We start from the raw sequence: 24,090 nt of genomic DNA, 5'->3' as shown, positions 1-24,090 counted from the left end.
GCATTGCATTCTTATCGCGCTGGACATTCCGGCGCATTTATCACTTTGCTGCATCTTAAAGAACGTAACCTCATGACCGCGAACCGCCCGAAAAAGCCGCACTCCCGGCGTAATATCATCCTCTGCGTTATTTTGCTATTGCTTGTCGCAGGCCTGGTCTGGCGCTTCTGGCCGGCTCATTCCGCAGCGGGCGCGCATGGCGGCATGAAAGGGCCGGGCGGGCCCGGCAGTGCAGGCCCGATGATGGCGGGGATGACGACGCCGGTGCACACCGGCGAGGTCACGCAGGCTGATGTGCCCATCTATCTGACGGCGCTTGGCACTGTCATCCCCAACGCCACGGTCACCGTGACCAGCCGCGTTGACGGGCAGCTGACGCACGTTTACTTCAAAGAGGGGCAGAAAGTCAGCGCCGGGCAGCTGCTGGCGCAGATTGATCCGCGCAGCTACCAGGCCACGCTGGCGCAGTATCAGGGCGACCTTAACCAGAATCAGGCGCTGCTGAAAAGTGCCCAGCTGACGCTGGCGCGCTACCAGAAACTGTTTGCCCAGGACTCGCTGGCGCGCCAGGATCTCGACACGCAAACGGCCACCGTCGGCCAGTACAGCGGGGCGGTGAAAGCCGATCTGGCACAGATTGATGCGGCAAAGCTTAACATTGAGTATGCGCGCATCACCGCCCCGATCGGCGGGCGCGTCGGCCTGCGGTTGGTCGATGCCGGTAACATGGTGCAGAGCAGCTCCACTACCGGGTTAGTCACCATTACCCAGACCCAGCCTGCCGCGGTGACCTTTAGCGTGCCGCAAAGCCATATCCCGTCGTTGCTTAAAGCGCTGCACCACGACCAGAGCCTGCCCGCCACCGCGTTTGACCAGCAGGGCAGCAGCGAGCTGGGGCAGGGGGAGGTGCAGTTTATCAGCAACCAGATCGATACCAGTACCGGTAGCGTGGAGCTAAAAGCGCTGTTTGCCAATCAGGATGAGGCGCTCTATCCCAATCAGTTTGTCAATCTGCGCCTGCAAACCGGCACGCTGAAACAGGCGATGGTCATCCCGGCTCAGGCACTGCAGCTCAGCAGCGATGGCAGCTTTGTCTGGGTGGTCAATAAAGACCACAGCGTGACGCGCAGGGCGGTGAACACTGGCCCGGCGTTTGGTGACAGCCAGCAGGCGATCCTCGCAGGGGTGACGGCCGGCGAGCAGGTCGTTACGGAAGGGATCGATCGCCTGACCAACGGCAGCAAAGTCTCGGTGGTCTCTGCCGAAGAGGTGCAGAGCGCGGCCGGCAGTAAGACAGCACCATGAATCCGTCACGCATTTTTATCGCCCGCCCGGTAGCCACTATCCTGCTGATGGTGGCCGTGCTGCTCTCCGGGATTTTCGCTTACCGCATGCTGTCGACCTCGGCGCTGCCGCAGGTGGATTATCCGACGATACAGGTCACCACGCTTTATCCCGGCGCCAGCTCGGACGTGATGGCCTCCTCGGTCACCGCGCCGCTGGAACGCCAGCTCGGGCAGATGTCGGGCCTTAGCCAGATGTCCTCCAGCAGCTCCAGCGGCTCTTCGGTAATTGCGCTGAAGTTCTCCCTCGACCTGTCGCTCGACGTCGCGGAGCAGGAAGTGCAGGCGGCGATCAATGCCGCCGACAGCCTGTTGCCGACCGATCTGCCCAATCCGCCAACCTATAAAAAGGTGAATCCGGCGGACAGCGCGGTGATCGCTCTCGCGGCCAGTTCGGACACGCTGCCGCTGACCAAAGTGCAGGATCTGGTGAACACCCGTATTGCGCTGAAGCTGTCGCAGATCTCCGGCGTTGGCATGGTCACGCTGGCGGGCGGGCATCAACCCGCTATCCGCGTGCAGATGGATCCGAAGGCGCTGGCGGCGCACGGCCTGACGCTGGAAGACGTTAACACCCTGGTCAGCAACAGCAACGTTAACGGTTCAAAGGGCGGCTTCGACGGCCAGTTTCACTCGGTCACCATCGACGCCAACGACCAGCTGCGCACCGCCGCCGAGTACGGCAATCTGATCCTCACTTATAAAAATGGGTCGGCGCTGCGCCTGCGCGACGTGGCGCACATTGAAGAGGCGGCGGAAAACACCTGGCAGTCGGCGTGGGCGAACAACAGCCCGGCGATTGTTATCAGCGTACAGCGCCAGCCCGGTGCCAACGTGATTTCGGTGGTGGACAGCATCAAAGCCCAGCTGCCGGCCCTGCAGGCTGCGCTGCCGGACGGGGTGAAAATGACGATACTCTCCGACCGCACCCAGACGATTCGCGCCTCGATCGGCGACGTACAGTTTGAGCTGATGCTGTCGATTGGCCTGGTGGTGATGGTGACTTTCCTGTTCCTGCGCAACGTGGCGGCGACGCTGATCCCCAGCCTTGCGGTGCCGCTGTCGCTGGTCGGCACCTTTGGCGTGATGTACCTGGCGGGCTTCAGCCTGAATAACCTCTCGCTGATGGCGCTGACCATTGCCACCGGCTTTGTCATCGACGATGCGATTGTGGTGGTGGAGAACATCTCCCGTCGTCTTGAGCAGGGCGAAACCCCGATGGAAGCGGCGCTAAAAGGCTCGGCGCAGATTGGCTTCACCATTATCTCCCTGACTTTCTCGCTGATTGCGGTGCTGATCCCGCTGCTGTTTATGGGGGATGTCGTCGGGCGGCTGTTCCGCGAATTTGCCATCACCCTGGCGGTGTCGATCTTCGTCTCGATGCTGGTGTCGCTGACCCTGACGCCGATGCTGTGTGCCTACCTGCTGCGCCACATCCCCGAGGAGCGCCAGTCGCGCTTTTACCGCAAGGGCGGGCAGTTCTTCGATAAGCTGGTGGCCGGTTACGACCGCCTGCTGACCATCGTGCTGAACCATCAGCGGCTCACGCTCTGTGTCGCGCTGGCCACGCTGGTGTTTACCGTGCTGCTGTACGTGGCGATCCCGAAAGGCTTCTTCCCGGCGCAGGATACCGGGCTGATCCAGGGGGTTACCGTGGCGTCGCAGGATGTGTCGTTTAAGGAGATGTCGCGCCGTCAGCAGCAGCTGGCAGCGGAGATCCTGAAAAATCCGGCGGTTGAAAGCCTCTCCTCTACCGTCGGCATTGACGGCAGTAACACCAGCCTCAACAGCGGCCGTATGCAGATCAACCTTAAATCTTTTGCGGATCGTGACGAGCGCGCCGATGCCGTGATCAAACAGCTGCAGCAGGCCAGCGCCAGCGTGCCGGGCATTCAGCTCTATATGCAGTCGGCACAGGATCTCACGGTCAACGATCGGGTCACGCCGGACCGCTACCAGTTCAGCCTCGACGACGCCGACAGCGAAACCCTGGTGACGTGGTCGCCGAAGCTGGTCAGCGCGCTGCAGCAGCGCCCGGAGTTCAGTTCCGTGGTCAGCGACCTGCAGGACCAGGGGCAAGTGGCCTGGGTCGAGCTGAACCGCGATGCCGCCGCGCGCTACGGCATTACCGCCGCCGATGTTGATACCGCGCTGTATAACGCCTTCGGCCAGCGGCTGATTTCGACCATCTTTACCCAGTCGAATCAGTATCGCGTGGTGCTGGAGGTGGCGCCAAGGTTCCAGCGCTCCCCGGCGTCGTTTGACGATGTCTGGCTTCAGCCGTCCGGCAGCAGTTCGACCAGCGCCAGCAGCGCTACCCTCTCTACATCAACCAGCAGCAGTTCCAGCAGCGCGACCGCCACGACCACCACCGGCATGGTGCGCCTGACTTCGGTGGCCGCCATCCATCTGCGCACCGGCTCGCTGGTCCATATGCGCCTCAATCAGTTCCCGGCGGTCAACGTGTCGTTCAACCTGAATGAGGGCTACTCGCTGGAGCAGGCGCAGCAGGCGATTAGCGAGGTCAGCGCCGCGCTGGCGCAGCCGTCATCCATTACGCTGCGCTACCAGGGCGAGAGCGCCGCATTCCAGAACGCCACCGGCAATACGCTGTGGCTGATCCTCGCCGCGCTGCTCACCATGTATGTGGTGCTGGGCATTCTCTACGAGAGCTTTATCCACCCGGTGACCATTCTTTCGACGCTGCCCTCGGCGGCGGTCGGCGCGCTGCTGACGCTGCTGCTGGCGGATACCGAATTCAGCCTGATCGCGCTGATTGGGGTGATCCTGCTGATCGGCATCGTGAAAAAGAACGCCATTATGATGATCGACTTTGCGCTGGAGGCGGAGAATAAGCAGCACCTCAGCCCGCGTGAGGCGATTCACCAGGCGTGCCTGCTGCGCTTTCGGCCGATCCTGATGACCACCATGGCCGCGCTGCTTGGGGCGCTGCCGCTGATGCTGGCTTCCGGTTCCGGAGCCGAACTGCGCCAGCCGCTGGGGCTGGTGATCGTCGGCGGGCTGATCTTCAGCCAGCTGCTGACGCTGTTCTCCACCCCGGTGATCTATCTGTGGTTTGACGGCATGTCGCAGCGCGCCAGACGCGCTCTGCGCCGCCGCGCCGCGCGGGGGCGCGAATGAGTATCACGCGCCTGTTTATTTTCCGCCCGGTTGCCACGCTGCTGCTGACGCTGGGGATCCTGCTGCTGGGGGCGCTCGGCTACCGCCTGCTGCCGGTCGCACCGCTGCCGACGGTGGACTTTCCGACCATTATGGTGTCGGCAAGCCTGCCCGGCGCCAGCCCGGAAACCATGGCGGCCACCGTCGCTACCCCGCTGGAGCGCGCGCTGGGGCAGATTGCCGGCATTAGCGAGATGACCTCGGAAAGCTCGCAGGGCTCCACCAATATCATCCTGCAGTTTGCGCTGAGCCGCGATATCAACGGCGCGGCGCGCGACGTGCAGGCGGCGATTAACGCCTCGCGCAGCCTGCTGCCGAGCAGCATGCCGTCGCTGCCGACCTACCAGAAAGCCAACCCGTCCGACGCGCCGATAGTGATGATGGCGCTCTCGTCCACCACCCGCACCAGCGCCGAGCTGTATGACCTTGCCGACAGCAAGATCAAACAGAAGGTTGCCCAGGTGAATGGGGTCGGGGAGGTCTCGCTGCGCGGCAGCGCGCTGCCCGCCGTGCGCATCGACCTGCAGCCGCAGCGGCTTAGCCAGGCCGGTATCTCACTGGATACGGTGCGTGCAGCGGTGGCCAACAGCACCACCAATCTGCCTAAGGGAATGCTGGAAGGGAAAACCCAGTCGTGGATGGTTGACGGCAACGGCCAGCTGGAGCAGGCGCAGCAGTATCGTGACCTGGTGGTGAGCTACAGCAACGGGCGCGCTATTCGCTTAAGCGACGTGGCGAAAGTCTATGACGCGGTGGAGGATAACTACAGCGCCGGTTTCTATAACGGCTCGCCGTCAGTGACCATTGGCGTAACGCGCTCCGCCGGGGCCAACATGCTGGAGACCATCGACGGCATTAAAGCGCAGCTGCCGCAGATTGAGAAAGCGCTGCCCGCCGACGTCAGGCTGACCATCGTGGTGGATCGCGGCCCCAACGTGCGCGCCTCGCTGTACGACACCGAAGAGACGCTGCTGATCGCCATGCTGCTGGTGATTGGCGTGGTGTTTGTTTTCCTGCGCGACGTGCGGGCGCTGGCGATCCCGGCGCTGGCATTGCCGGTGTCGCTGGTCGGCACCTGCGCGGTGATGTATCTGCTCGGCTATAGCCTGGATAACCTGTCGCTGATGGCGCTGATTATCGCCACCGGCTTTGTGGTCGATGACGCCATCGTGGTGCTGGAGAACATCACCCGCTATATCGAACAGGGGCTGAGCCCGGTACGTGCATCGATTAAAGGCGCGCAGGAGGTCAGCTTTACCGTGCTGTCGATGACTCTGTCGCTGATTGCGGTGTTTATCCCGATCCTGCTGATGGGCAGCATTGTTGGTCGCCTGTTCCGCGAGTTCGCGGTCACGCTGACTAGCTCACTGATTATCTCAATGGTGGTGTCGCTCAGCCTGACGCCGATGCTCTGTTCGCGCCTGCTGAAGCGTAAACCGCAGGTGACAAAGCGGCCACATCCTCTTTACCAGTGGATAGAAAACGGCCTTAATCGCCTGCTGTCCAGCTATGCGGCGGCGCTGGCGTGGGTGATGCGCCACCAGCGCCTGACGCTGTTTAGCCTGCTGCTTACCGTGGTGCTCAACCTGTTTCTCTATGCGGTGGTGCAGAAGGGGTTTTTCCCTAATCAGGATACCGGCCTGCTGATGGGCATGATGCGAGCCGATCAGAATGTCTCCTTCCAGGCGATGGAGCCAAAGGTGAAAGCCTTTGCCGCAATGATCGAAAAGGATCCGGCGGTGGATGGCGTGATGTCGTCGATGGGCAGCGGGGCATTCGGTTCGCGCAATACCGCGATGTTCTTCGTGCATCTGAAGGACTTCGACCAGCGTGACGCCAACGCCAGCGAAGTCGCCAACCGCCTGAGCGGCAAAATGAGCAGCGTGCCCGGGGTGCAGCTGTTTCTGATGGCGGCGCAGGATATCCATATCGGCGGGCGCAGCGCCAACGCCTCGTATCAGTACAGCCTGCAGGCCGACGATCTCGACACGCTGCGCGTCTGGACGCCGAAGGTCAAAGCGGCGCTGGAGGCGATCCCGCTGCTGACCAGCGTCGATTCAGATTCGCAGACCGGCGGCCAAGAGGTGATGATCAACATCGATCGCGATCGCGCCACTCGCCTCGGCGTCAACGTGCAGATGCTCGACGATATGCTGAACAACGCCTTCAGCCAGCGCCAGGTCGCCACGCTGTATAAAACGCTGAATCAGTACCACGTGGTGATGTCGCTCAGCGGTGAATGGACGCGTGACCCGCAGACGCTGAATAAGCTGTTTGTGATTAACGACAGCGGCGATCGCATTCCGCTCTCCGCCTTCGCCAGCTTCAGCGGGGCTAACGCGCCCTTGTCGGTAAACCATCAGGGGCAGTCGGCCACCAGCACCATCGCCTTCAACCTGCAGGATGGCGTATCGCTGGAGCAGGCGCAGGCGGCGGTGAAAACGGCGATGGCGAAAATCGGCCTGCCGGACAACGTGCAGGCGGGCTTTGCCGGAACCGCGCAGGCGTTTACCGAGCTGAGCGCCTCTATGCCGTGGCTGATTCTGGCAGCGCTGGCGGCGGTGTATATCGTGCTGGGCATGCTGTATGAGAGCTACATCCATCCGCTGACCATCCTCTCCACGCTGCCGTCCGCCGGGGTCGGCGCGCTGCTGCTGATGCTGCTGACCGGCACCGAGCTGACGGTGATTGCGCTGATCGGTATTCTGCTGCTGATCGGCATTGTGAAGAAGAACGCCATTATGATGATCGACTTTGCGCTGGCCGCCGAACGCCAGCAGGGCATGAGCCCGCAGCAGGCGATTACCCAGGCCTGCCTGATGCGTTTCCGCCCGATTATGATGACCACGCTGGCCGCCTTCTTCGGCGCGCTGCCGCTGGCGCTCGGCAGCGGCGGCGATGCCGATCTGCGCAGCCCGCTGGGGCTGGCGATTGCCGGTGGCCTGGCGCTCAGCCAGCTATTAACCCTGTTCACCACCCCGGTGGTTTACCTCTATCTTGATCGCGTCAGTCGCGCCACTCAACGCCAGTGGCAGCGCCTGCGTCAGGCTGAATAATCCGATGAAAATGATGATGAAAACCCTGCCCGTTGCGCTCGCTCTGCTGATGGGTGGCTGTGCCGTTGGCCCGGACTACCAGCGCCCGAGTGCGCCGGGCGCGCTGCACTATAAAGAAGCGCAGGGCTGGCAGCAGGCTACTCCGCAGGACCAGGCCAGCAAAGGCGCGTGGTGGGCGGTCTATCGCGACTCCACGCTCGATGGCCTGCTGCGTCAGGTGCAGGTCTCCAACCAGAATGTGGCGCAGTATGAAGCGCAGTATCGCCAGGCGCTGGCGCTGGCCTCGGAGTCGCGCAGCAATCTGTTGCCGAGCGTTACCGGCAGCGGCAGCTCGACGCGCAGCGGCACCGCCAGCAGCAGTGAAACAGGCAAATCCATCAGCAACAGCCATTCGCTGCAGGCGTCCGCGTCCTGGGAGCTGGATATCTGGGGCAAACTGCGCCGCACGCTGGAGGAGAACCGGGCCAGCGCCGATGCCAGTGCGGCGGAGCTTGCCAACATTACCCTCAGCGCGCAGTCGACGCTGGCACAGGACTATTTCCAGCTGCGCATTCTCGACCAGCGCATCGCCCTGTACCAGAAAAGCGTTGAGGCCTATCAGCGCTACCTGACGGTGATCAACAACAAATACCAGGCGGGCAGCGAATCGCGCGGCACGCTGGCGCAGGCGGAAACGCAGTTGGAGAGCGCCGGCGCCTCGGCGCTCGATCTCAGCTGGCAGCGCGCGCAGCTGGAGCACGCCATTGCGGTGCTGATCGGCCAAACCCCGGCGGCGTTCAGCCTGGCGGTGGCACCGCTGCAGGCCACGCTGCCCGCTATTCCGCAGGCGTTACCGGCGGATCTGCTGCAGCGCCGCCCGGATATCGCCCAGGCCGAGCGCACCGTGGCCGCCGCCAATGCGGCGATTGGCGTGGCGATTGCCGGTTACTATCCCGACCTGACGCTCAGCGCCAGCGGCGGCTACAGCAGCTCGACCTTTAGCCACCTGATCTCCCTGCCGAACCGCGTCTGGTCGCTGGGGCCGGAGTTGAGCGGGACGCTGCTCGACTTTGGCGCCACCTCGGCGAAAGTTGAACAGGCGCGGGCTGCCTATGACGCTGACGTGGCCAGCTATCGGCAGACGGTGCTGTCCGGCTTCGAAGAGGTGGAAAACTATCTGGTGGAGCTGCACACTTTTGCGGCGGAAATGCAGGCGCAGCAGCGGGCGGCAGCATCGGCGCAGGAGTCCGCCCGCGTCACCTATAATCAGTATCAGGCCGGGATGATCGACTATCTCGACGTTGCCAGCACCGAAAACACCAGCCTTAGCCAGCAGCAGAGCCTGCTGACGCTGCAAAGCACCCAGTGGGTCACCAGCGTGAAGCTGATCGTGGCGCTCGGCGGCGGCTGGTCAGATAAAATGTAGGGTCGGTTACTTGATGCTTAACAGAGTATATATGGGTTATTTCTCATCGAAGTTCTGTAGGGGCGGACCTTTTTTTCCGGTCCGCCCGTAACTGGCTGCACGGGTCGACCGGAAAAGAAGGTCGACCCCTACACGTCATCACCGCACCAATTCCTTAATAAATATTGAGTTGTCCGCACCTTTCCTGCATCGTTAACCCAGTTTATTGCAGCGAGAAAGGACAAGACATGCTGTTTTCCGTACTGCGTTTTCTGTTGCGGGTGCTGTTCCGCACGCGCCTGAACGGCGACCTCTCTGGGTTATATAAAGAGAAGGTGATCATCACCCCCAACCATATGTCGTTTATTGACGGCATCCTGCTGGCGGTCTTTCTGCCGGTAAAGCCGGTCTTTGCCGTATATTCCTCGATCAGCGAACAGTGGTACATGCGCGCGCTGCGCTCGCTGATTGACTTTGTGCCGCTCGACCCGACGAAGCCGATGGCGTTAAAACATCTGGTGAAGCTGGTTGCCCAGGGGCGCCCGGTGGTGATCTTCCCGGAAGGACGTATCACCGTCACCGGCTCCCTGATGAAAATCTACGACGGTGCAGCGTTCGTCGCGGCCAAATCGCAGGCGACCGTGGTGCCGATGCGTATTGAAGGGGCCGAATTCTCGCCGTTTGGCCGCCTGGCCGGGGTGTTTAAACGCCGCCTGTTCCCGCGTATTACCCTCACCGTGCTGCCCGCTACCGTCATTCCGATGCCGGATGCGCCGCGCGCGCGCGACCGCCGCAAGCTGGCAGGCGAGCATCTGCAGCACATTATGATGGAAGCACGCATGGCGGTGCGCCCGCGTGAGACGCTGTATCAGGCATTTCTCGCGGCGCGCACCCGCTACGGCCTGTTCAAGCCCTGCATTGAAGACGTCAGCTTCAAACCTGACAGCTACACCGGGCTGCTGAAAAAAGCGCTCGGCGTCGGGCGCATTCTGGAGCGCTACACCCGCCAGGGCGAATATGTCGGCCTGCTGCTGCCCAATGCCACCGTCACCGCGGCGGCGATCCTGGGCGCATCGCTGCGCGGGCGAATTCCGGCGATGCTCAACTACACCGCCGGGGTGAAAGGGCTGACCAGCGCGCTGACCGCCGCTGAAGTAAAAACCGTCTTCACCTCGCGCCAGTTCCTCGACAAAGGCAAGCTGTGGCACCTGCCGGAAGGCATCACCCAGGTAAAATGGATCTACCTCGAAGATCTGAAAGATACCGTCACCACGCAGGACAAACTGTGGGTGCTGCGTCATCTGCTGATGCCGTCCAGAGCGGAAGTGGTGCAGCAGCCGGAGGATGCAGCCATGGTGCTGTTCACCTCGGGGTCAGAAGGCCATCCGAAAGGCGTGGTGCACTCACACAAGAGCCTGCTGGCTAACGTTGAGCAGATCCGTACCGTGGCGGACTTTACCCCGCGTGACCGCTTTATGTCCGCGCTGCCGCTGTTCCACGCCTTCGGCCTGACCGTGGGCCTGTTTACCCCGCTGATGACCGGGGCGCAGGTGTTTCTCTACCCCAGCCCGCTGCATTACCGCATTGTGCCTGAACTGGTCTATGACCGTAACTGCACCGTGCTGTTCGGCACCTCGACCTTCCTTAACAACTACGCGCGCTTTGCCAACCCGTATGATTTCGCCCGCCTGCGCTACGTGGTTGCCGGCGCTGAGAAGCTGCAAAATACCACGCGTGAACTGTGGATGGAGAAGTACGGCATTCGTATTCTCGAAGGTTATGGCGTTACCGAGTGCGCGCCAGTGGTGGCGATTAATGTGCCGATGGCAGCAAAATCCCACACGGTCGGGCGCATTCTCCCGGGGATGGATTCACGCCTGATCTCGGTTCCGGGTATTGAAAATGGCGGCCAGCTCCAGCTGCGCGGCCCGAACATTATGAAAGGTTACCTGCGTGTAGAACGCCCGGGCGTGCTGGAAGCGCCGGCGGCGGATAATGGCGAAGGGCAGATGGAAGCGGGCTGGTATGACACCGGCGATATCGTCAGCTTTGACGAAGGCGGCTTCTGCCAGATACAGGGGCGCGTGAAGCGCTTTGCTAAAATCGCAGGTGAGATGGTCTCACTGGAGAGCGTCGAGCTGATCGCGCTGAAAGCGTCCGCTGAAAAACAGCATGCGGCAACCATCAAGCCGGACGGTAATCGCGGCGAGGCGCTGGTGCTGTTTACCACCGATACTGAACTGACGCGTGAACAGCTGACCCGCGCCGCCCGCGAGCTGGGCAGCCCGGAGCTGGCGATACCGCGTGATATCCGCGTGCTGAAACAGCTGCCGCTGCTCGGCAGCGGGAAACCGGACTTTGTCACCCTGCGCGAAATGGCAGAAAAGCCAGAGGCACAACATGAAGAGTGAAGTTGCTGGTGCTAAACCGCTGATGTCGAAAGGCATGATGGCGGTGATCGCCGCCCAGTTCCTGTCAGCATTTGGCGATAACGCGCTGCTGTTTGCCACCCTTGCGGTGCTAAAACAGCAGGTCTATCCGGACTGGAGCCAGCCGATATTACAGATGGTGTTTGTCGCTACCTATATTATCCTCGCGCCGTTCGTCGGCCAGCTGGCGGACAGCTACGCTAAAGGACGGGTGATGATGTTCGCCAACGGGCTAAAGCTGCTGGGGGCGCTGACCATCTGCGTGGGGCTGGATCCGTTCCTCGGCTACAGCCTGGTGGGCATTGGCGCTGCGGCTTACTCCCCGGCGAAATACGGCATTCTCGGCGAGCTGACCGACGGAGAAACGCTGGTAAAAGCCAACGGGCTGATGGAGTCTTCGACCATCGCCGCGATCCTGCTGGGTTCAGTGGCGGGCGGCTTCCTCGCCGACTGGAATCTGACCGGGGCGCTGGTGGCCTGCGTGCTGGCCTACGGCCTGGCGGTAGCGGCTAACCTGCTGATCCCGAAACTGGCGGCGGCGCGCGGCGGCCAGTCCTGGCACCCGAAACAGATGTCGGCCAGCTTCTTCAACGCCTGCCGCGTGCTGTGGCGCGACGGCCAGACGCGCTTCTCGCTGGTCGGAACCAGCCTGTTCTGGGGCGCGGGCGTCACGCTGCGCTTCCTGCTGGTGCTGTGGGTGCCGGTGGCGCTGGGGATAACCGATAATAAAACGCCGACGCTGCTGAATGCGATGGTGGCGATAGGGATTGTTATCGGTGCGATTGCGGCCGCGAAGCTGGTGACGCTGAAAACGGTCGGCCGCTGTATGCCTGCCGGGGTGTTGATCGGTGTGGCCGTCGTCGCCTTCTCGCTGCAGCATCAGGCGATCAATGCTTACGTGCTGCTGGTGATTATCGGCATGCTCGGCGGATTCTTCGTGGTGCCGCTCAATGCGCTGCTGCAGATGCGCGGTAAAGAGAGCGTCGGGGCGGGCAATGCGATTGCGGTGCAGAACCTCGGTGAGAACACCGCGATGCTGCTGATGCTCGGCCTTTACTCGCTGGCGATCAAGCTGGGCGCGCCGCCGGTTGCCACCGGGGTCGGCTTCGGCGCGCTGTTTGCTATTGCCATTGCGGTACTCTGGGGCTGGCAGCTGGCACAAAAACGCCGGGTATAACATCAACGGGCCGAAAGGCCCGTTTTGCTGATTAAAGCGCACAACTTCCCACTCATTCCGCTTTCTGAAGATCCCTTCTCTGCGATAAAGTGACGCGGCGTCACTCATGACGCATCAGTATCACTGTCTTTATGGAGAAACGGACATGGAAAGAAGGGAATTTATTGCTAAATCTGCCCTGGCGCTGATTGCCTCAGGCATCGGGGCCGGTGCCAGCACCTCGCTGTTAGCCAGTACTCCGCAACCGCAGCCAGCTCTGCCGGTGAAGGATAAGTCGGGTAAGCCAACGCTGGCATTTGTGCTCTACCCGGGGATGACGCCGCTGGATCTGGTCGGCCCGGCCACCGTGCTGAGAAACCCGCATCTGAACGTAGAATTTGTCGCGCATGATTTACAGCCGCTGAGTACTGAGCTCTCCTTTCTGCAGTTTTTACCCACCACCACCTTTGATCGGCTGAAGCAGGTCGATATTCTGTGCGTGACCGGCACCGGCAATCCTTACGCCCATCTTCATGACACTAAGATGCTCGACTGGATGCACAAAGTAGGCAGTAAAGCGGAGTGGGTGACCAGCGTCTGCACCGGGTCGATTCTGCTGGCCGCTGCCGGGCTGATGAAGGGCTACAAGGCGACGACGCACTGGTCGATGATTGACGATCTCAAGCCGTTTGGCGCCATCCCGCTAGATGAGCGGGTGGTGATTGACCGTAACCGTATTTCCGGCGGCGGCGTCACCGCGGGTATCGATTTTGGCCTCACCCTGAGCGACACGCTGATGGGCAGAGAGAGCGCCGAATTTGCCCAGCTGCTGGTGCAGTACGATCCGCATCCGCCTTATAACAGCGGCACGCCAAAAACCGCGCCGGCTAACGTGACGGCAGAGGCCCGTAAAATGATATGGCAGATGGTCGAAGAGGAGACGCCAGACTGGAAGCAGCGCGTGCAGCAGAGCGCTAAACGCGTTCAGCAATACTAAAGTATCTGACCTGGTTCTGTAGGGGCCGATCATTTTTTTCGATCGGCCCTTGTTACTGACGAACGGGGAATTATGGCGCCGGGTAAGTGTATCGGCGATGAATCGCTTCCAGCCCTTCCATCACATCCTCATTCAGCGTGACGTCATAGCTGTCGATATTAATTTTCAACTGCTCCAGCGTGGTGGCCCCCAGCAGCGTACTGGCAACAAACGGCTGCTGGCGCACAAAGGCCAGTGCCATCTGCGACGGATCCAGTCCGTGTTTTTGCGCCAGCGCGACATACTCCGCCACGGCCTGCTCAGACTGCTCGCCGCTGTAGCGGGTAAAGCGGCTGAACAGCGTATTGCGCGCCCCGGCCGGTTTGGCCCCGTTAAGATATTTTCCGCTCAGCACCCCAAACGCCAGGCTTGAATAGGCCAGTAGCTCAACGCCTTCGTGATGGCTGATCTCCGCCAGGCCCACTTCAAAACTGCGGTTCAGCAGGCTGTAGGGGTTCTGAATGCTGACAATACGCGGCAGCTCGTGTTTCTCTGCCAGCTGCAGGTAGCGCATAACGCCCCACGGTGTTTCATTCGACACGCCGATGTAACGAATTTTACCGGCGCGCACCTGCTCGGTCAGTGCTTCCAGGGTTTCCAGCAGCGTGACGGTGGCGGCGTTATCGCTGTACTGATAGTTCAGCTTGCCAAAATAGTTGGTCTGGCGCTGCGGCCAGTGCAGCTGATAGAGATCGAGATAATCGGTGTTCAGACGCTTCAGGCTGGCGTCCAGCGCGGCACGAATATTTTTGCGGTCCAGCGCCTGGTTTGGGCGGATTGACGCATCGGCGCCGCGCACCGGGCCAGCCACTTTCGACGCCAGCACCACTTTGTCGCGGTTGCCGCGGGCTTTCAGCCAGCTGCCAATGTAAGACTCGGTCAGGCCCTGCGTTTCCGGGCGCGGTGGCACCGGGTACATTTCGGCGGTATCGATCAGATTGATGCCGCGGCTGAGTGCTAAATCCAGTTGTGCATGGGCGTCGGCTTCGCTGTTTTGCTCACCAAACGTCATGGTGCCCAACCCCAGAGAACTGACTTCCAGGGTGCTGTGAGGGATACGGTGATAATGCATTGCCGGCTTCCTTTTTCATTATTAAATGGTCAGGGACATCAGCTTCGTCCGCAACAGAGTGCTTTCTGCCTCAGGTAAGCGCTGACGCGCCGAAACCCGGTTTTTGACTATAACCGCGCAGGCCTGGTGGGGGAAGAGGGGATTTATCGGGAAATGCGCCAGAGAGCCACCTTTAACCGCGCAGGACCAGGTGGCATTGCATAACTTAACGCTCAACGATGGAGGAGACTTCATCACCGTTGATCTGCTTCTCGTGGCCAGAACCATCAGTGTATTTCACCAGCCCGGTCTCTTTATCAATCTGCGGCTTACCGTCAGTCATAATCATCGTACCGTCTTTGGTTGCCATCACATAATCACTGCTGCAACCGCTGACTAAAACTGCCAGGCCCAGCACCGCTGCGCCAAAAATAACCTTCATATTCGTCTCCGTTACGCTTTCATTTCTCTCACTTTAGCCCAGTAATAAACTATTTTCCCGGTGCCGATAATCGCATGAGTCCGAAAGTATAGCTGACGCACATCAGGCCATTGACTTATCCCGCAGAGTTTACCTGCGGGATAATGGCGATTTACGCGGGCTGCTTCTTATTGCGTAACAGATTGAGGCACTCTACCGACATCGAGAAGAACATGGCGAAATAGATGTAGCCTTTAGGAATATGAATGTTAAAGCTCTCCAGCATCAGCGTGAAGCCAACGAGGATTAAGAACGCCAGCGCCAGCATTTTCACCGACGGGTGGCGATCGACAAAATCACCAATTGCGCGGGCGGCAAACATCATCACCAGCACAGCAATCACGACGGCAGCCATCATAATAATCAGGTGATCGGACAGGCCTACGGCGGTAATCACCGAGTCGAGGCTGAAGATAATATCCAGCACCATAATCTGTACGATAGCCCCGGCAAAGGAGTGCACGTTGGTTTTATGCTCGCCTTCGCCGCCTTCGATACTTTCGTGGATCTCCATGCTCGACTTCCACAGCAGGAACAGCCCGCCGAATAGCAGGATCAGGTCACGCGCTGAGAAGGCATGGTCCATCAGCGTGAACAGCGGATCGGTCAGGCGAATAACCCAGGCAATAGAGGCCAGCAGGCCAAGGCGCATCAGCATTGCGCCGGCCAGGCCAATACGGCGGGCGGCATTCTGCTGATGCTTAGGTAGTTTGGCGACGACCAGAGAGAGGAAAATAATGTTATCGATCCCGAGGACAATTTCGAGGATCGTCAGCGTACCCAACGCTAACCAGGCATTAGGATCGGCAATCCATTCAAACATAAAATGTGAACCCTTAAACTTAAACGAAAGCTAAACGGCGATTATACGCAAGGTTGACTATTGCGGAACTACTTTTAAAGCAGGAAATGGCGGGCAAGCAGCGGGGCGGTAAAGCTTTTCTTTAAATAGAAGCCGCGCGGCAGGGTCATAATCGGCTGCCCGTGCTGACCGATGCCTTCCGTCAGCGCTTTACTGTTGGCGGCTTTTGGGCGGATCTGCAGCACTTCGCCGTGGCGCGCGGTGATCTGCTCCACCTGGCCCAGCACGATCATATCCATCAGCTCCTCCCAGTCGCGCTGCAGCTGGCGCTCTTCTTCCTCATTCGGGCTCCACAGCAGCGGTGCGCCGACATGGCGATGCTCAAGCGGGATCGCCCGATCGCCCTCTACCGGCACCCACAGCACCCGATGCAGCTTGTGGCGCACGTGGCTGTTAAGCCAGGTAACGCCGCTGTTGCCGGTCAGCGGCGCCACGCAGACAAAGGTGGTTTCCAGCGGCCGACCAGCGGCATCTACGGGAATTGTTTTCAGCTCCACGCCAATCTCCGCGAAGTCCTGCTGCGGCTTACTGCCCGCGCTGGCGCCGAGATAGCGCTCCAGCAGCATCCCCACCCAGCCCTTATCGCGCTTGAGATCGCGCGGGATCGGTAGCGCAATCCGCAGCGCCAGTTCTCCCAGCGTATAGCCCGCCAGCGCAGAAGCGCGCGCCAACAGTTCGGCTTCATTTTCTGGGGGAGGGATAAGGTTAAGATCGCCAGTCATAATAACTTCCGGATTTTGTTCAAAAAATAGACGCCATTTGCACACACAGCCAGAGAAAGATTTCAGGCTGGGGAAAACGCTAATAATAGCATGATAAATCGTGTTTTTTTATTCTCTCGCCCGCAGGAAAAATCGCAGCTCCCAGGGGTTTTACCCGGGTTGTCACCGACAATGAACAGGTTCCCCCGGGTAGTTATCCACAGAAAAGTGGGATAACTTGCCCTTTTTGATAATACTGTTTCGATTTACAGCCTTGACGCAGGGTTTTTTACCCGCTTTAGCCGTTATACAGCCTAACTAATCGGCATATTCTGTGGATAACGTTCTAAGTGTGCGATCTTTCATCAGCTGGCGATCCTGCGCTGATGACAGCAGCATGACAACCCAGGTAAAAGCTGTGACTAACCTCTAAAGATGATGATTAATATGGGTTTATTCTGAGTTGAATCGCGGGTGAGTTTTGCCGGTAATAAAGTTTTCCCCACCTGTTAACAGAGTTCTGCACAAAGCTATCCACAGAAAACGTGAATAAGATCGCCTTTTTAACCCGCTTTCTGTTTATAACTTTGCTTTAAAGGACGAGTTATCCCAGCTGCAGCGCCACACATCGCCTGAAAGCAGTGGTTTACCGTCTGTAAGGAGTATGAAACAATCAGAACATCCAGTTTTAGTTTGAGGTAGTCCGGTGATCGATGATGATGGCTACCGCCCGAATGTTGGTATCGTAATTTGTAACAGGCAGGGACAGGTGCTGTGGGCCAGACGTTATGGTCAGCACTCCTGGCAGTTTCCTCAGGGAGGGATTAACCCTGGCGAGACGGCGGAGCAGGCGATGTACCGCGAACTTTTCGAGGAAGTCGGTTTGAACCGCAAGGATGTTCGTATCCTTGCATCTACCCGTAACTGGTTACGATATAAGTTGCCAAAACGTTTGGTGCGTTGGGACACAAAGCCGGTTTGTATCGGCCAAAAACAGAAGTGGTATCTTCTGCAGCTGATGTGCAATGACGCGGATATCAATATGCAGACCAGCAGCACGCCGGAGTTCGACGGCTGGCGCTGGGTCAGTTTCTGGTATCCGGTTCGCCAGGTGGTCTCTTTTAAACGCGATGTTTACCGCCGTGTGATGAAAGAGTTCGCCAGCGTGGTTATGCCCCTGCAGGAGACGACCGTTCAGCGGAATACGCCTGGTTTTCGACGGAAGAGAGGTTAAGCCACGTAGATTATGCTCACACAGCTGCGCGAAATAGTTGAGAAAGTGGCGGCAGCGCCCCGGCTTACCGAGGCGCTGGATATTCTGGTTAATGAGATCTGTCTGGCGATGGATACCGAGGTCTGCTCGGTCTATCTTGCCGACCACGATCGCCGCTGCTACTACCTGATGGCTACGCGTGGGCTAAAAAAGCCGCGTGGGCGCACGGTCGCCCTGGCATTTGACGAAGGCATCGTCGGGCTGGTCGGTCGTCTGGCAGAGCCTATCAACCTTGCTGATGCGCAGAGTCACCCCAGCTTTAAATATATTCCCTCCGTGAAGGAAGAGCGTTTCCGCTCCTTCCTTGGCGTGCCGATTATCAGCCGCCGCCAGCTCCTTGGCGTGCTGGTGGTTCAGCAGCGCGAGCACCGCCAGTTTGATGAAAGCGAGGAGTCGTTCCTCGTCACCCTCGCCACGCAGATGGCGGGCATTCTCTCGCATTCCCAGCTTAACGCTCTGTTTGGGCAGTATCGGCAAACCCGCATTCGTGCGCTGGCTGCCGCGCCTGGCGTCGCCGTGGCGGAAGGCTGGGTCGACTCCAGCCAGCCCTCGCTGGAAAACGTCTCTGCCGCCTCTACGCTGGACACGGTGCGCGAGCGTGAACGCCTTGCCATGGCAATCAGCGAAGCCTCCAGTGAGTTCCGCCGCTACAGCAAACGCTTCACCGCCAGCATGCATAAAGAGAGTGCGGCCATCTTCGATCTCTACTCGCACCTGCTGAGCGATGCGCGGCTGAAGAAAGATCTGCTGGCTGAGATCGATGCGGGCTCGGTGGCGGAGTGGGCGGTGAAAACCGTGATTGAAAAGTTTGCCGCCCAGTTCGCCAGCCTGCAGGACAGCTATCTGCGCGAGCGCTCCGGCGACCTGCGCGTGCTCGGGCAGCGCCTGCTGTTTCACCTCGATGACACCATGCAGGGCACCAACAGCTGGCCGCCGCGTTTTGTGCTGGTGGCAGATGAGCTGACGGCGACCACGCTGGCAGAGCTGCCGCACGATCGCCTGGCGGGCGTGGTGGTGCGCGACGGCGCGGCCAACTCGCACGCAGCGATCATGGTGCGGGCGCTGGGCATCCCGACGGTGATGGGCGCAGATATTCAGCCGGAGCTGATGAAAGGGCGCCTGCTGATCGTCGACGGCTATCGCGGCGAGCTGCTGGTTGACCCGGAACCGGTGCTGGTGCAGGAGTATCAGCAGCTGATCAGCCAGGAAAATGAGCTGAGCCAGCTGGCCGAGGATGATGTATTTCTGCCGGGCGCGCTGAAAAGCGGCGAGCCGGTGAAGGTGATGCTCAATGCGGGCCTCAGCGCGGAGCATGAGCAGAAGCTCGGCAGCCGCGTCGACGGCGTTGGCCTGTACCGCACGGAAATCCCGTTTATGTTGCAGAGCGGCTTCCCGTCTGAGGAAGAGCAGGTGGCGCAATATCAGGGCATGCTGCAGCTGTTCCTCGACAAGCCGGTGACGCTGCGAACGCTGGATATCGGTGCCGATAAGCAGCTGCCGTATATGCCAATCAGCGAAGAGAACCCGTGCCTGGGCTGGCGCGGCATCCGCCTGACGCTCGATCAGCCCGAGATCTTCCTGGTGCAGCTGCGCGCCATGCTGCGCGCAAACGTCGCCAGCGACAACCTCAGTATACTGCTGCCGATGATCACCAGCCTGGATGAGATCGACGAAGCGCGCCGCCTGATCGATCGTGCGGCACGTGAAGTGGAAGAGATGCTCGGCTATGCCATCCCACAGCCGCGCATCGGGATTATGATCGAAGTGCCGTCGATGATCTTTATGATCGACCAGCTCAAGCAGCGGGTCGATTTTGTCTCCGTTGGCACCAACGATCTGACCCAGTATCTGCTGGCGGTCGATCGCAACAACACTCGGGTCGCGAGCCTGTATGACAGCCTGCACCCGGCCATGCTGCGCGCCCTCAAAGCCATTGCCGATGAAACCCGCCGTGCCGGGATTGAACTCTGCCTGTGCGGTGAAATGGCCGGTGACCCGATGTGCGTGGTGATGCTGGTCGGGATGGGCTATCACCATCTCAGTATGAATGGGCGCAACGTGGCGCGAGTGAAATACCTGCTGCGCCATATCGACCATGAAGAGTCACAGGCGCTGGCACAGCGTGGCCTGGATGCGCAGCATGCCAGCGACGTGCGCCATATGGTGGCGGCCTTTATGGAGCGCAGGGGATTGGGCGGTCTGATCCGCGGCGGCCGCTAAAATCACGTTTAAGGCTATTTTATTTGCCATTTTGCCCCTGGGCAGTGCTCGGAATCCTCACGTACTACGTGTACGCTCCGGTTCCTGTGCGCTGTCCGCGGGCAAACTGGCTGCAACAATTACGCCTAAAACGCGATTTGCTGAACCCTACAATTAATAAAGTTTACAGTTAGCCGGGGCCGCACTAATTCGCATTATGCTATGATGCGCGCCTTATGCAGCCCCCAGGCTGAATGATGCAGAGGCGGGGTACGCCCGTCCCTGCAACGCTCTGGCAATATTGGCTGCCTGTCTGGACAGACTTCAACAATGGTGAAAGATGAATAACGGCTATCTGGCTTTCCCCCAATTTGACCCGGTGATCTTCTCCGTCGGGCCAATCTCTCTGCACTGGTACGGTCTGATGTACCTCGTGGGCTTCATTTTCGCGATGTGGCTGGCGGTGCGCCGTGCTAATCAGCCGGGCAGCGGCTGGAAAAAAGAAGAAGTGGAAAACCTGCTGTACGCCGGTTTCCTCGGCGTATTCCTCGGTGGGCGTATCGGCTATGTGCTGTTCTACAACCTGCCACTGTTCCTCGATAACCCGCTGTATCTGTTCAAAGTCTGGGATGGCGGCATGTCATTCCACGGCGGTCTGATTGGCGTGATCGTGGTGATGCTGGTGTTTGCACACCGCACCAAACGTAACTTCTTCCAGGTGTCTGACTTTATCGCTCCGCTGATCCCCTTTGGCCTCGGTGCGGGCCGCCTGGGTAACTTTATCAACGGCGAACTGTGGGGCCGCGTCGACCCGAACCTGCCGTGGGCAATGCTGTTCCCAGGCTCTCGCAGTGAAGATATCGCGCTGGTCACCACTCACCCGGAATGGCAATCGCTGCTGTCGACCTACGGGGTACTGCCGCGCCACCCATCGCAGCTGTACGAACTGATCCTTGAAGGGGTGGTACTGTTTATCATCCTCAACGTGTTTATTCGTAAATCTCGCCCAATGGGCGCGGTCTCCGGACTGTTCCTGATTGGCTACGGTGCGTTCCGTATTATTGTTGAGTTCTTCCGTCAGCCGGACCAGCAGCTGGGCCTGTTCAGCGGCATCAGCATGGGGCAGATCCTCTCTGTTCCCATGATTCTGGCTGGCGTGATTATGATGATCTGGGCGTATCGTCGTCGCCCTGCGCAACAGGTTCGTGAGGAAAAATGAAACAGTATCTGGCGTTAATGCAGCACGTGCTCGAGCAGGGCACGCCCAAAAATGACCGCACCGGAACCGGCACGCTGTCGATTTTTGGTCATCAGATGCGTTTCAATCTGCAGGACGGTTTTCCGCTGGTCACCACCAAGAAGTGCCATTTGCGCTCTATCATTCATGAGCTGCTGTGGTTCCTTAACGGTGACACCAACATCGCCTACCTGAAGGAAAATAAGGTGTCGATCTGGGACGAGTGGGCCGATGAAAAGGGTGACCTCGGGCCGGTTTATGGCAAACAGTGGCGCAGCTGGGGGGCAGCGGATGGGCGCCAGATCGACCAGCTGAGCAAGGTGGTCGAACAGCTGAAAAGCGACCCGGACTCGCGCCGCATCATCGTTTCTGCATGGAATGTCGGCGAACTGGATGAGATGGCGCTGGCCCCGTGCCATGCGTTCTTCCAGTTCTACGTTGCGGACGGCAAGCTCTCCTGCCAACTGTATCAGCGCTCCTGCGATATCTTCCTCGGCCTGCCGTTCAATATCGCCAGCTACGCTTTGCTGGTGCATATGATGGCCCAGCAGTGCGACCTTGAAGTGGGTGATTTTGTCTGGACCGGTGGCGATACCCATCTGTACAGCAACCACCTGGAGCAGACGCGCCTGCAGCTGACGCGCGAACCGCGCGCCCTGCCGAAGCTGATTATCAAGCGCAAGCCGGAGTCTATCTTCGACTATCGCTTTGATGACTTCGAGATCGAAGGTTACGATCCGCATCCGGCCATTAAAGCCCCGGTCGCCATCTGATCGGCTGCCTCTCCGCGCGCTGTTGGCGGAGAGGCACACTTTTCCCCCCGTTTCGTCCGCAACTTTCTTCCATTCCTGAACCCTGCTCGCATGCCGAATGACACGCGCTGCAACACGCTGATCTCTCTGGATAACAGCGCATAAAACGCATTTCCCGTGCTGGTATCTTTTGCCCAGAAGCGCAGAATTCCGCAGATGAAAACGCATAACCTTAGCGGATTCACCCTGCTGGAAATGATGGTGGTGGTGACCCTTGTTAGCTTACTTAGCCTCGGCGGTTGGCACGGCTGGAACAGCTTTCAGCAGCGGCAACAGCTCAACGACAGCGCGCTGCAGATCCAGCGCCTGCTGCAGCGGCTGCGTAGCGATGCCAACTGGCACAACCGCACGCGGCTGCTGTGGCTAAAACCTGGCGCTGGCTGGTGCCTCGGTGCGGGAGAGGGCGCACAGCCGTGCTCTACGCCGGGCCCTCTGCACTTACGGGCGCCGTACCCGGGGATCGTGGTACAGACGCTGACCGACGGGATGGGTTTTTATGGCAAAAAAAACGCCGCCCGTCCGGGGAGGATCGTCATCGCAGGGGAAGCCGGCGAGCGGCGGATTATCGTCTCCGCGCGCGGCAGGGTGCGCATCTGCGCGCAGGACAGCGAGGAGTGTCGATGAAGGCGCACGGCTTTACGCTACTGGAAACTCTGATTGCGCTGGCGGTGGGGAGCGTGCTGATGCTCGGCGCAACCCGCTTCCTGCCGCTGCTGCAGGGGCAGAACCTGCGTCTGATGATGCAGGTGCAGCTCAATGAGGAACTGCTGCAAATCGTGCAGACGCTGGAGAAAGCCATCAGGCGCGCCGGCTACTGCCACGGCGACTGCCATGGCCCCGCCTTCAGCCTGCAGTCGGCGGGCAGCTGTCTGCTGCTGCGCTGGGATGAAAACAGTAATGGCAAATGGGAAGCGGCCGGGCGCGATGACAGCGAGTTGTATGGCTACCGGCTGCGGGCGGGCAGCCTGGAGATGCAGCGTGGCGTCAGCAGTTGTGAAGGCGGCGGCTGGGAGCGGCTCAACGACCCGCGCCTGATTGGCATTAGGGATTTTAAGGTGGCGCGTGCGGAGCGGCAGGTAAAAATCACCCTCGGCGGCTATGCCAAACGCGTACCTACCGTGACGCAGCGCGTTGAGCACTGGCTGACGGCGGAAAATCTTTAATGTGCGCAGTGATTGAACGGCAGCGCGGTAGCGGCGCACTGCTGATGGTCATCATTATCCTGCTGATGGGCACGCTGTTGCTGAACGCCACCCGGCGTCAGCTCAGTGACTCGCTTAGCCTGGTCGCCGACCAGCGCCTGTATCTGCAGCAGCAGGCTGCGGCAGCCTCGGCGCTGGCGTGGGGGGGGCGCCTGCGCTGGGGCAGGGAGGCGGGCTGGCAGTGCCAGCAATTCACCGCGTACGCCTGGCGCGCCTGCCTGCAGCGCCTGCCGTCTGCTATCTTGCTGCGGGCGGATAGCGGGCCGGGTACGCTGGCGTGGTATCGCTGGGTTGCAGAGCGTGCTGGCAACGGCGTGCGCGCACTGCCGCACGGCTGGCTGGATTTCTGCCCGCTGGCAGAGAAAGGAGCCTGTGATGTTGACCAATGAGCAGGGGTTTAGCCTGGTGGAAACGCTGTTTGCACTGCTGCTGTTCAGCCTGAGCTTTACGGCACTGATGCACTATCAGCAGGCGCTCGGGCTGGGGTTCCAGCAACAGTGGCAGCAGCGCGAAGCGTGGCGTAACGCGCAGCAAAGGCTGGAGGGCCAGGAGATGCCCGGCTGGCGCTCCACGCTGCAGGCGCGCAGCGGCCCGTCAGGGTGCCAGCTGCTCAGCGCGCGGGCGACCGGCCCCGCCGGACGCAGCGCAGAACTGACGCAGCTACAGTGCCCGGCGAACAGGGGTTAAC

At 60.0% G+C, this 24,090-nt stretch carries 19 protein-coding genes; 15 read left to right on the top strand and 4 right to left on the bottom strand.

The genetic code is table 11. The features are described from left to right. The first annotated feature begins 72 nt into the window (after positions 1 to 72). The 7 genes from ACLI4M_RS05120 (at position 73) to ACLI4M_RS05090 (ending at position 13,545) form a co-directional block, all read left to right on the top strand. On the top strand, positions 73 to 1,305 hold the full coding sequence (locus ACLI4M_RS05120) for an MdtA/MuxA family multidrug efflux RND transporter periplasmic adaptor subunit (protein WP_133622849.1): 1,233 nt from the start codon (positions 73 to 75) through the stop codon (positions 1,303 to 1,305). Continuing rightward, positions 1,302 to 4,484 (top strand): efflux RND transporter permease subunit, encoded by a 3,183-nt coding sequence (locus ACLI4M_RS05115; RefSeq protein WP_133622850.1) that lies wholly within the window; start codon positions 1,302 to 1,304, stop codon positions 4,482 to 4,484. Before ACLI4M_RS05120 ends, ACLI4M_RS05115 begins: the two co-directional genes overlap by 4 nt. Continuing rightward, entirely contained in the window at positions 4,481 to 7,579 is a 3,099-nt protein-coding gene (locus tag ACLI4M_RS05110) for an efflux RND transporter permease subunit (protein WP_133622851.1), read from the top strand. The genes ACLI4M_RS05115 and ACLI4M_RS05110 overlap by 4 nt, the downstream gene beginning before the upstream one ends. Positions 7,580 to 7,595: 16 nt before the next feature. Continuing rightward, positions 7,596 to 8,984: an efflux transporter outer membrane subunit gene (locus tag ACLI4M_RS05105; RefSeq protein ID WP_133625016.1), complete on the top strand. Its 1,389-nt coding sequence runs from the start codon at positions 7,596 to 7,598 to the stop codon at positions 8,982 to 8,984. Positions 8,985 to 9,211: 227 nt separating this feature from the next. Continuing rightward, positions 9,212 to 11,374 (top strand): bifunctional acyl-ACP--phospholipid O-acyltransferase/long-chain-fatty-acid--ACP ligase, encoded by a 2,163-nt coding sequence (gene aas / locus ACLI4M_RS05100; protein ID WP_048917180.1) that lies wholly within the window; start codon positions 9,212 to 9,214, stop codon positions 11,372 to 11,374. Beyond that, positions 11,364 to 12,569 (top strand): lysophospholipid transporter LplT, encoded by a 1,206-nt coding sequence (gene lplT / locus ACLI4M_RS05095; RefSeq protein ID WP_133622852.1) that lies wholly within the window; start codon positions 11,364 to 11,366, stop codon positions 12,567 to 12,569. Before aas ends, lplT begins: the two co-directional genes overlap by 11 nt. Before the next feature lie 145 nt (positions 12,570 to 12,714). Next, positions 12,715 to 13,545, top strand: coding sequence for a DJ-1/PfpI family protein (locus tag ACLI4M_RS05090; protein ID WP_133622853.1), 831 nt, complete (start codon positions 12,715 to 12,717; stop codon positions 13,543 to 13,545). Positions 13,546 to 13,615: 70 nt separating this feature from the next. Here the strand turns inward: ACLI4M_RS05090 and ACLI4M_RS05085 are convergent, their stop codons facing one another. From ACLI4M_RS05085 to mutH, 4 genes are all read right to left on the bottom strand, one after another. Beyond that, positions 13,616 to 14,656: an NADP(H)-dependent aldo-keto reductase gene (locus ACLI4M_RS05085; RefSeq protein ID WP_133622854.1), complete on the bottom strand. Its 1,041-nt coding sequence runs from the start codon at positions 14,654 to 14,656 to the stop codon at positions 13,616 to 13,618. A gap of 205 nt (positions 14,657 to 14,861) precedes the next feature. Further along, the gene (locus ACLI4M_RS05080; protein WP_048917176.1) at positions 14,862 to 15,077 is read right to left on the bottom strand and encodes a YgdI/YgdR family lipoprotein; all 216 of its coding nucleotides are present in this window, start codon (positions 15,075 to 15,077) and stop codon (positions 14,862 to 14,864) included. A 151-nt stretch (positions 15,078 to 15,228) separates the two neighbouring features. Beyond that, entirely contained in the window at positions 15,229 to 15,939 is a 711-nt protein-coding gene (locus ACLI4M_RS05075; RefSeq protein WP_048917175.1) for a TerC family protein, read from the bottom strand. A gap of 74 nt (positions 15,940 to 16,013) precedes the next feature. Then, positions 16,014 to 16,700: a DNA mismatch repair endonuclease MutH gene (gene mutH / locus ACLI4M_RS05070; protein ID WP_133622855.1), complete on the bottom strand. Its 687-nt coding sequence runs from the start codon at positions 16,698 to 16,700 to the stop codon at positions 16,014 to 16,016. A 685-nt stretch (positions 16,701 to 17,385) separates the two neighbouring features. On the opposite strand from mutH, the gene rppH reads away from it, so the two are divergent. The 8 genes from rppH to ACLI4M_RS05030 all read left to right on the top strand — a co-directional run bounded on the left by rppH (position 17,386) and on the right by ACLI4M_RS05030 (position 24,089). Beyond that, the gene (rppH, locus tag ACLI4M_RS05065) at positions 17,386 to 17,913 is read left to right on the top strand and encodes an RNA pyrophosphohydrolase (protein ID WP_048917173.1); all 528 of its coding nucleotides are present in this window, start codon (positions 17,386 to 17,388) and stop codon (positions 17,911 to 17,913) included. 12 nt (positions 17,914 to 17,925) lie between these two features. Next, positions 17,926 to 20,172 (top strand): phosphoenolpyruvate--protein phosphotransferase, encoded by a 2,247-nt coding sequence (ptsP, locus tag ACLI4M_RS05060; protein WP_133622856.1) that lies wholly within the window; start codon positions 17,926 to 17,928, stop codon positions 20,170 to 20,172. Between the two features lie 319 nt (positions 20,173 to 20,491). Beyond that, on the top strand, positions 20,492 to 21,370 hold the full coding sequence (gene lgt, locus ACLI4M_RS05055; RefSeq protein ID WP_048917171.1) for a prolipoprotein diacylglyceryl transferase: 879 nt from the start codon (positions 20,492 to 20,494) through the stop codon (positions 21,368 to 21,370). Further along, positions 21,367 to 22,161, top strand: coding sequence for a thymidylate synthase (gene thyA / locus ACLI4M_RS05050; protein WP_048917170.1), 795 nt, complete (start codon positions 21,367 to 21,369; stop codon positions 22,159 to 22,161). Before lgt ends, thyA begins: the two co-directional genes overlap by 4 nt. Positions 22,162 to 22,356: 195 nt before the next feature. Further along, positions 22,357 to 22,824 carry a prepilin peptidase-dependent protein gene (locus ACLI4M_RS05045; protein ID WP_048917196.1) on the top strand — a complete coding sequence of 156 codons (468 nt, stop codon included), beginning with the start codon at positions 22,357 to 22,359 and terminating at the stop codon, positions 22,822 to 22,824. Further along, complete coding sequence (locus ACLI4M_RS05040; protein WP_133622857.1) at positions 22,815 to 23,363, top strand: prepilin peptidase-dependent protein; 549 nt, start codon at positions 22,815 to 22,817, stop codon at positions 23,361 to 23,363. Before ACLI4M_RS05045 ends, ACLI4M_RS05040 begins: the two co-directional genes overlap by 10 nt. Continuing rightward, a complete protein-coding gene (locus ACLI4M_RS05035; RefSeq protein ID WP_133622858.1) occupies positions 23,363 to 23,791 on the top strand; it encodes a DUF2509 family protein in 429 nt (142 codons plus the stop codon). The genes ACLI4M_RS05040 and ACLI4M_RS05035 overlap by 1 nt, the downstream gene beginning before the upstream one ends. Further along, positions 23,778 to 24,089: a prepilin-type N-terminal cleavage/methylation domain-containing protein gene (locus tag ACLI4M_RS05030; RefSeq protein WP_133622859.1), complete on the top strand. Its 312-nt coding sequence runs from the start codon at positions 23,778 to 23,780 to the stop codon at positions 24,087 to 24,089. The genes ACLI4M_RS05035 and ACLI4M_RS05030 overlap by 14 nt, the downstream gene beginning before the upstream one ends. The last annotated feature ends 1 nt before the right edge of the window (position 24,090 follow it).

This window comes from Erwinia sp. LJJL01, from assembly GCF_047300805.2.
Lineage (GTDB): Bacteria > Pseudomonadota > Gammaproteobacteria > Enterobacterales > Enterobacteriaceae > Erwinia > Erwinia aphidicola.
Note: the sequence above shows the minus strand (reverse complement) of the source record. Positions and strands in the feature narration are given on the sequence as shown.

Bases quoted from the DNA above. Each gene is read 5' to 3' on its own strand.
- ACLI4M_RS05120 (WP_133622849.1), top strand. From the start codon at position 73: ATGACCGCGAACCGCCCGAAAAAGCCGCACTCCCGGCGTAATATCATC.
- ACLI4M_RS05115 (WP_133622850.1), top strand. From the start codon at position 1,302: ATGAATCCGTCACGCATTTTTATCGCCCGCCCGGTAGCCACTATCCTG.
- ACLI4M_RS05110 (WP_133622851.1), top strand. From the start codon at position 4,481: ATGAGTATCACGCGCCTGTTTATTTTCCGCCCGGTTGCCACGCTGCTG.
- ACLI4M_RS05105 (WP_133625016.1), top strand. From the start codon at position 7,596: ATGAAAACCCTGCCCGTTGCGCTCGCTCTGCTGATGGGTGGCTGTGCC.
- aas (WP_048917180.1), top strand. From the start codon at position 9,212: ATGCTGTTTTCCGTACTGCGTTTTCTGTTGCGGGTGCTGTTCCGCACG.
- lplT (WP_133622852.1), top strand. From the start codon at position 11,364: ATGAAGAGTGAAGTTGCTGGTGCTAAACCGCTGATGTCGAAAGGCATG.
- ACLI4M_RS05090 (WP_133622853.1), top strand. From the start codon at position 12,715: ATGGAAAGAAGGGAATTTATTGCTAAATCTGCCCTGGCGCTGATTGCC.
- ACLI4M_RS05085 (WP_133622854.1), bottom strand. From the start codon at position 14,656: ATGCATTATCACCGTATCCCTCACAGCACCCTGGAAGTCAGTTCTCTG.
- ACLI4M_RS05080 (WP_048917176.1), bottom strand. From the start codon at position 15,077: ATGAAGGTTATTTTTGGCGCAGCGGTGCTGGGCCTGGCAGTTTTAGTC.
- ACLI4M_RS05075 (WP_048917175.1), bottom strand. From the start codon at position 15,939: ATGTTTGAATGGATTGCCGATCCTAATGCCTGGTTAGCGTTGGGTACG.
- mutH (WP_133622855.1), bottom strand. From the start codon at position 16,700: ATGACTGGCGATCTTAACCTTATCCCTCCCCCAGAAAATGAAGCCGAA.
- ptsP (WP_133622856.1), top strand. From the start codon at position 17,926: ATGCTCACACAGCTGCGCGAAATAGTTGAGAAAGTGGCGGCAGCGCCC.
- lgt (WP_048917171.1), top strand. From the start codon at position 20,492: ATGAATAACGGCTATCTGGCTTTCCCCCAATTTGACCCGGTGATCTTC.
- thyA (WP_048917170.1), top strand. From the start codon at position 21,367: ATGAAACAGTATCTGGCGTTAATGCAGCACGTGCTCGAGCAGGGCACG.
- ACLI4M_RS05045 (WP_048917196.1), top strand. From the start codon at position 22,357: ATGAAAACGCATAACCTTAGCGGATTCACCCTGCTGGAAATGATGGTG.
- ACLI4M_RS05035 (WP_133622858.1), top strand. From the start codon at position 23,363: ATGTGCGCAGTGATTGAACGGCAGCGCGGTAGCGGCGCACTGCTGATG.
- ACLI4M_RS05030 (WP_133622859.1), top strand. From the start codon at position 23,778: ATGTTGACCAATGAGCAGGGGTTTAGCCTGGTGGAAACGCTGTTTGCA.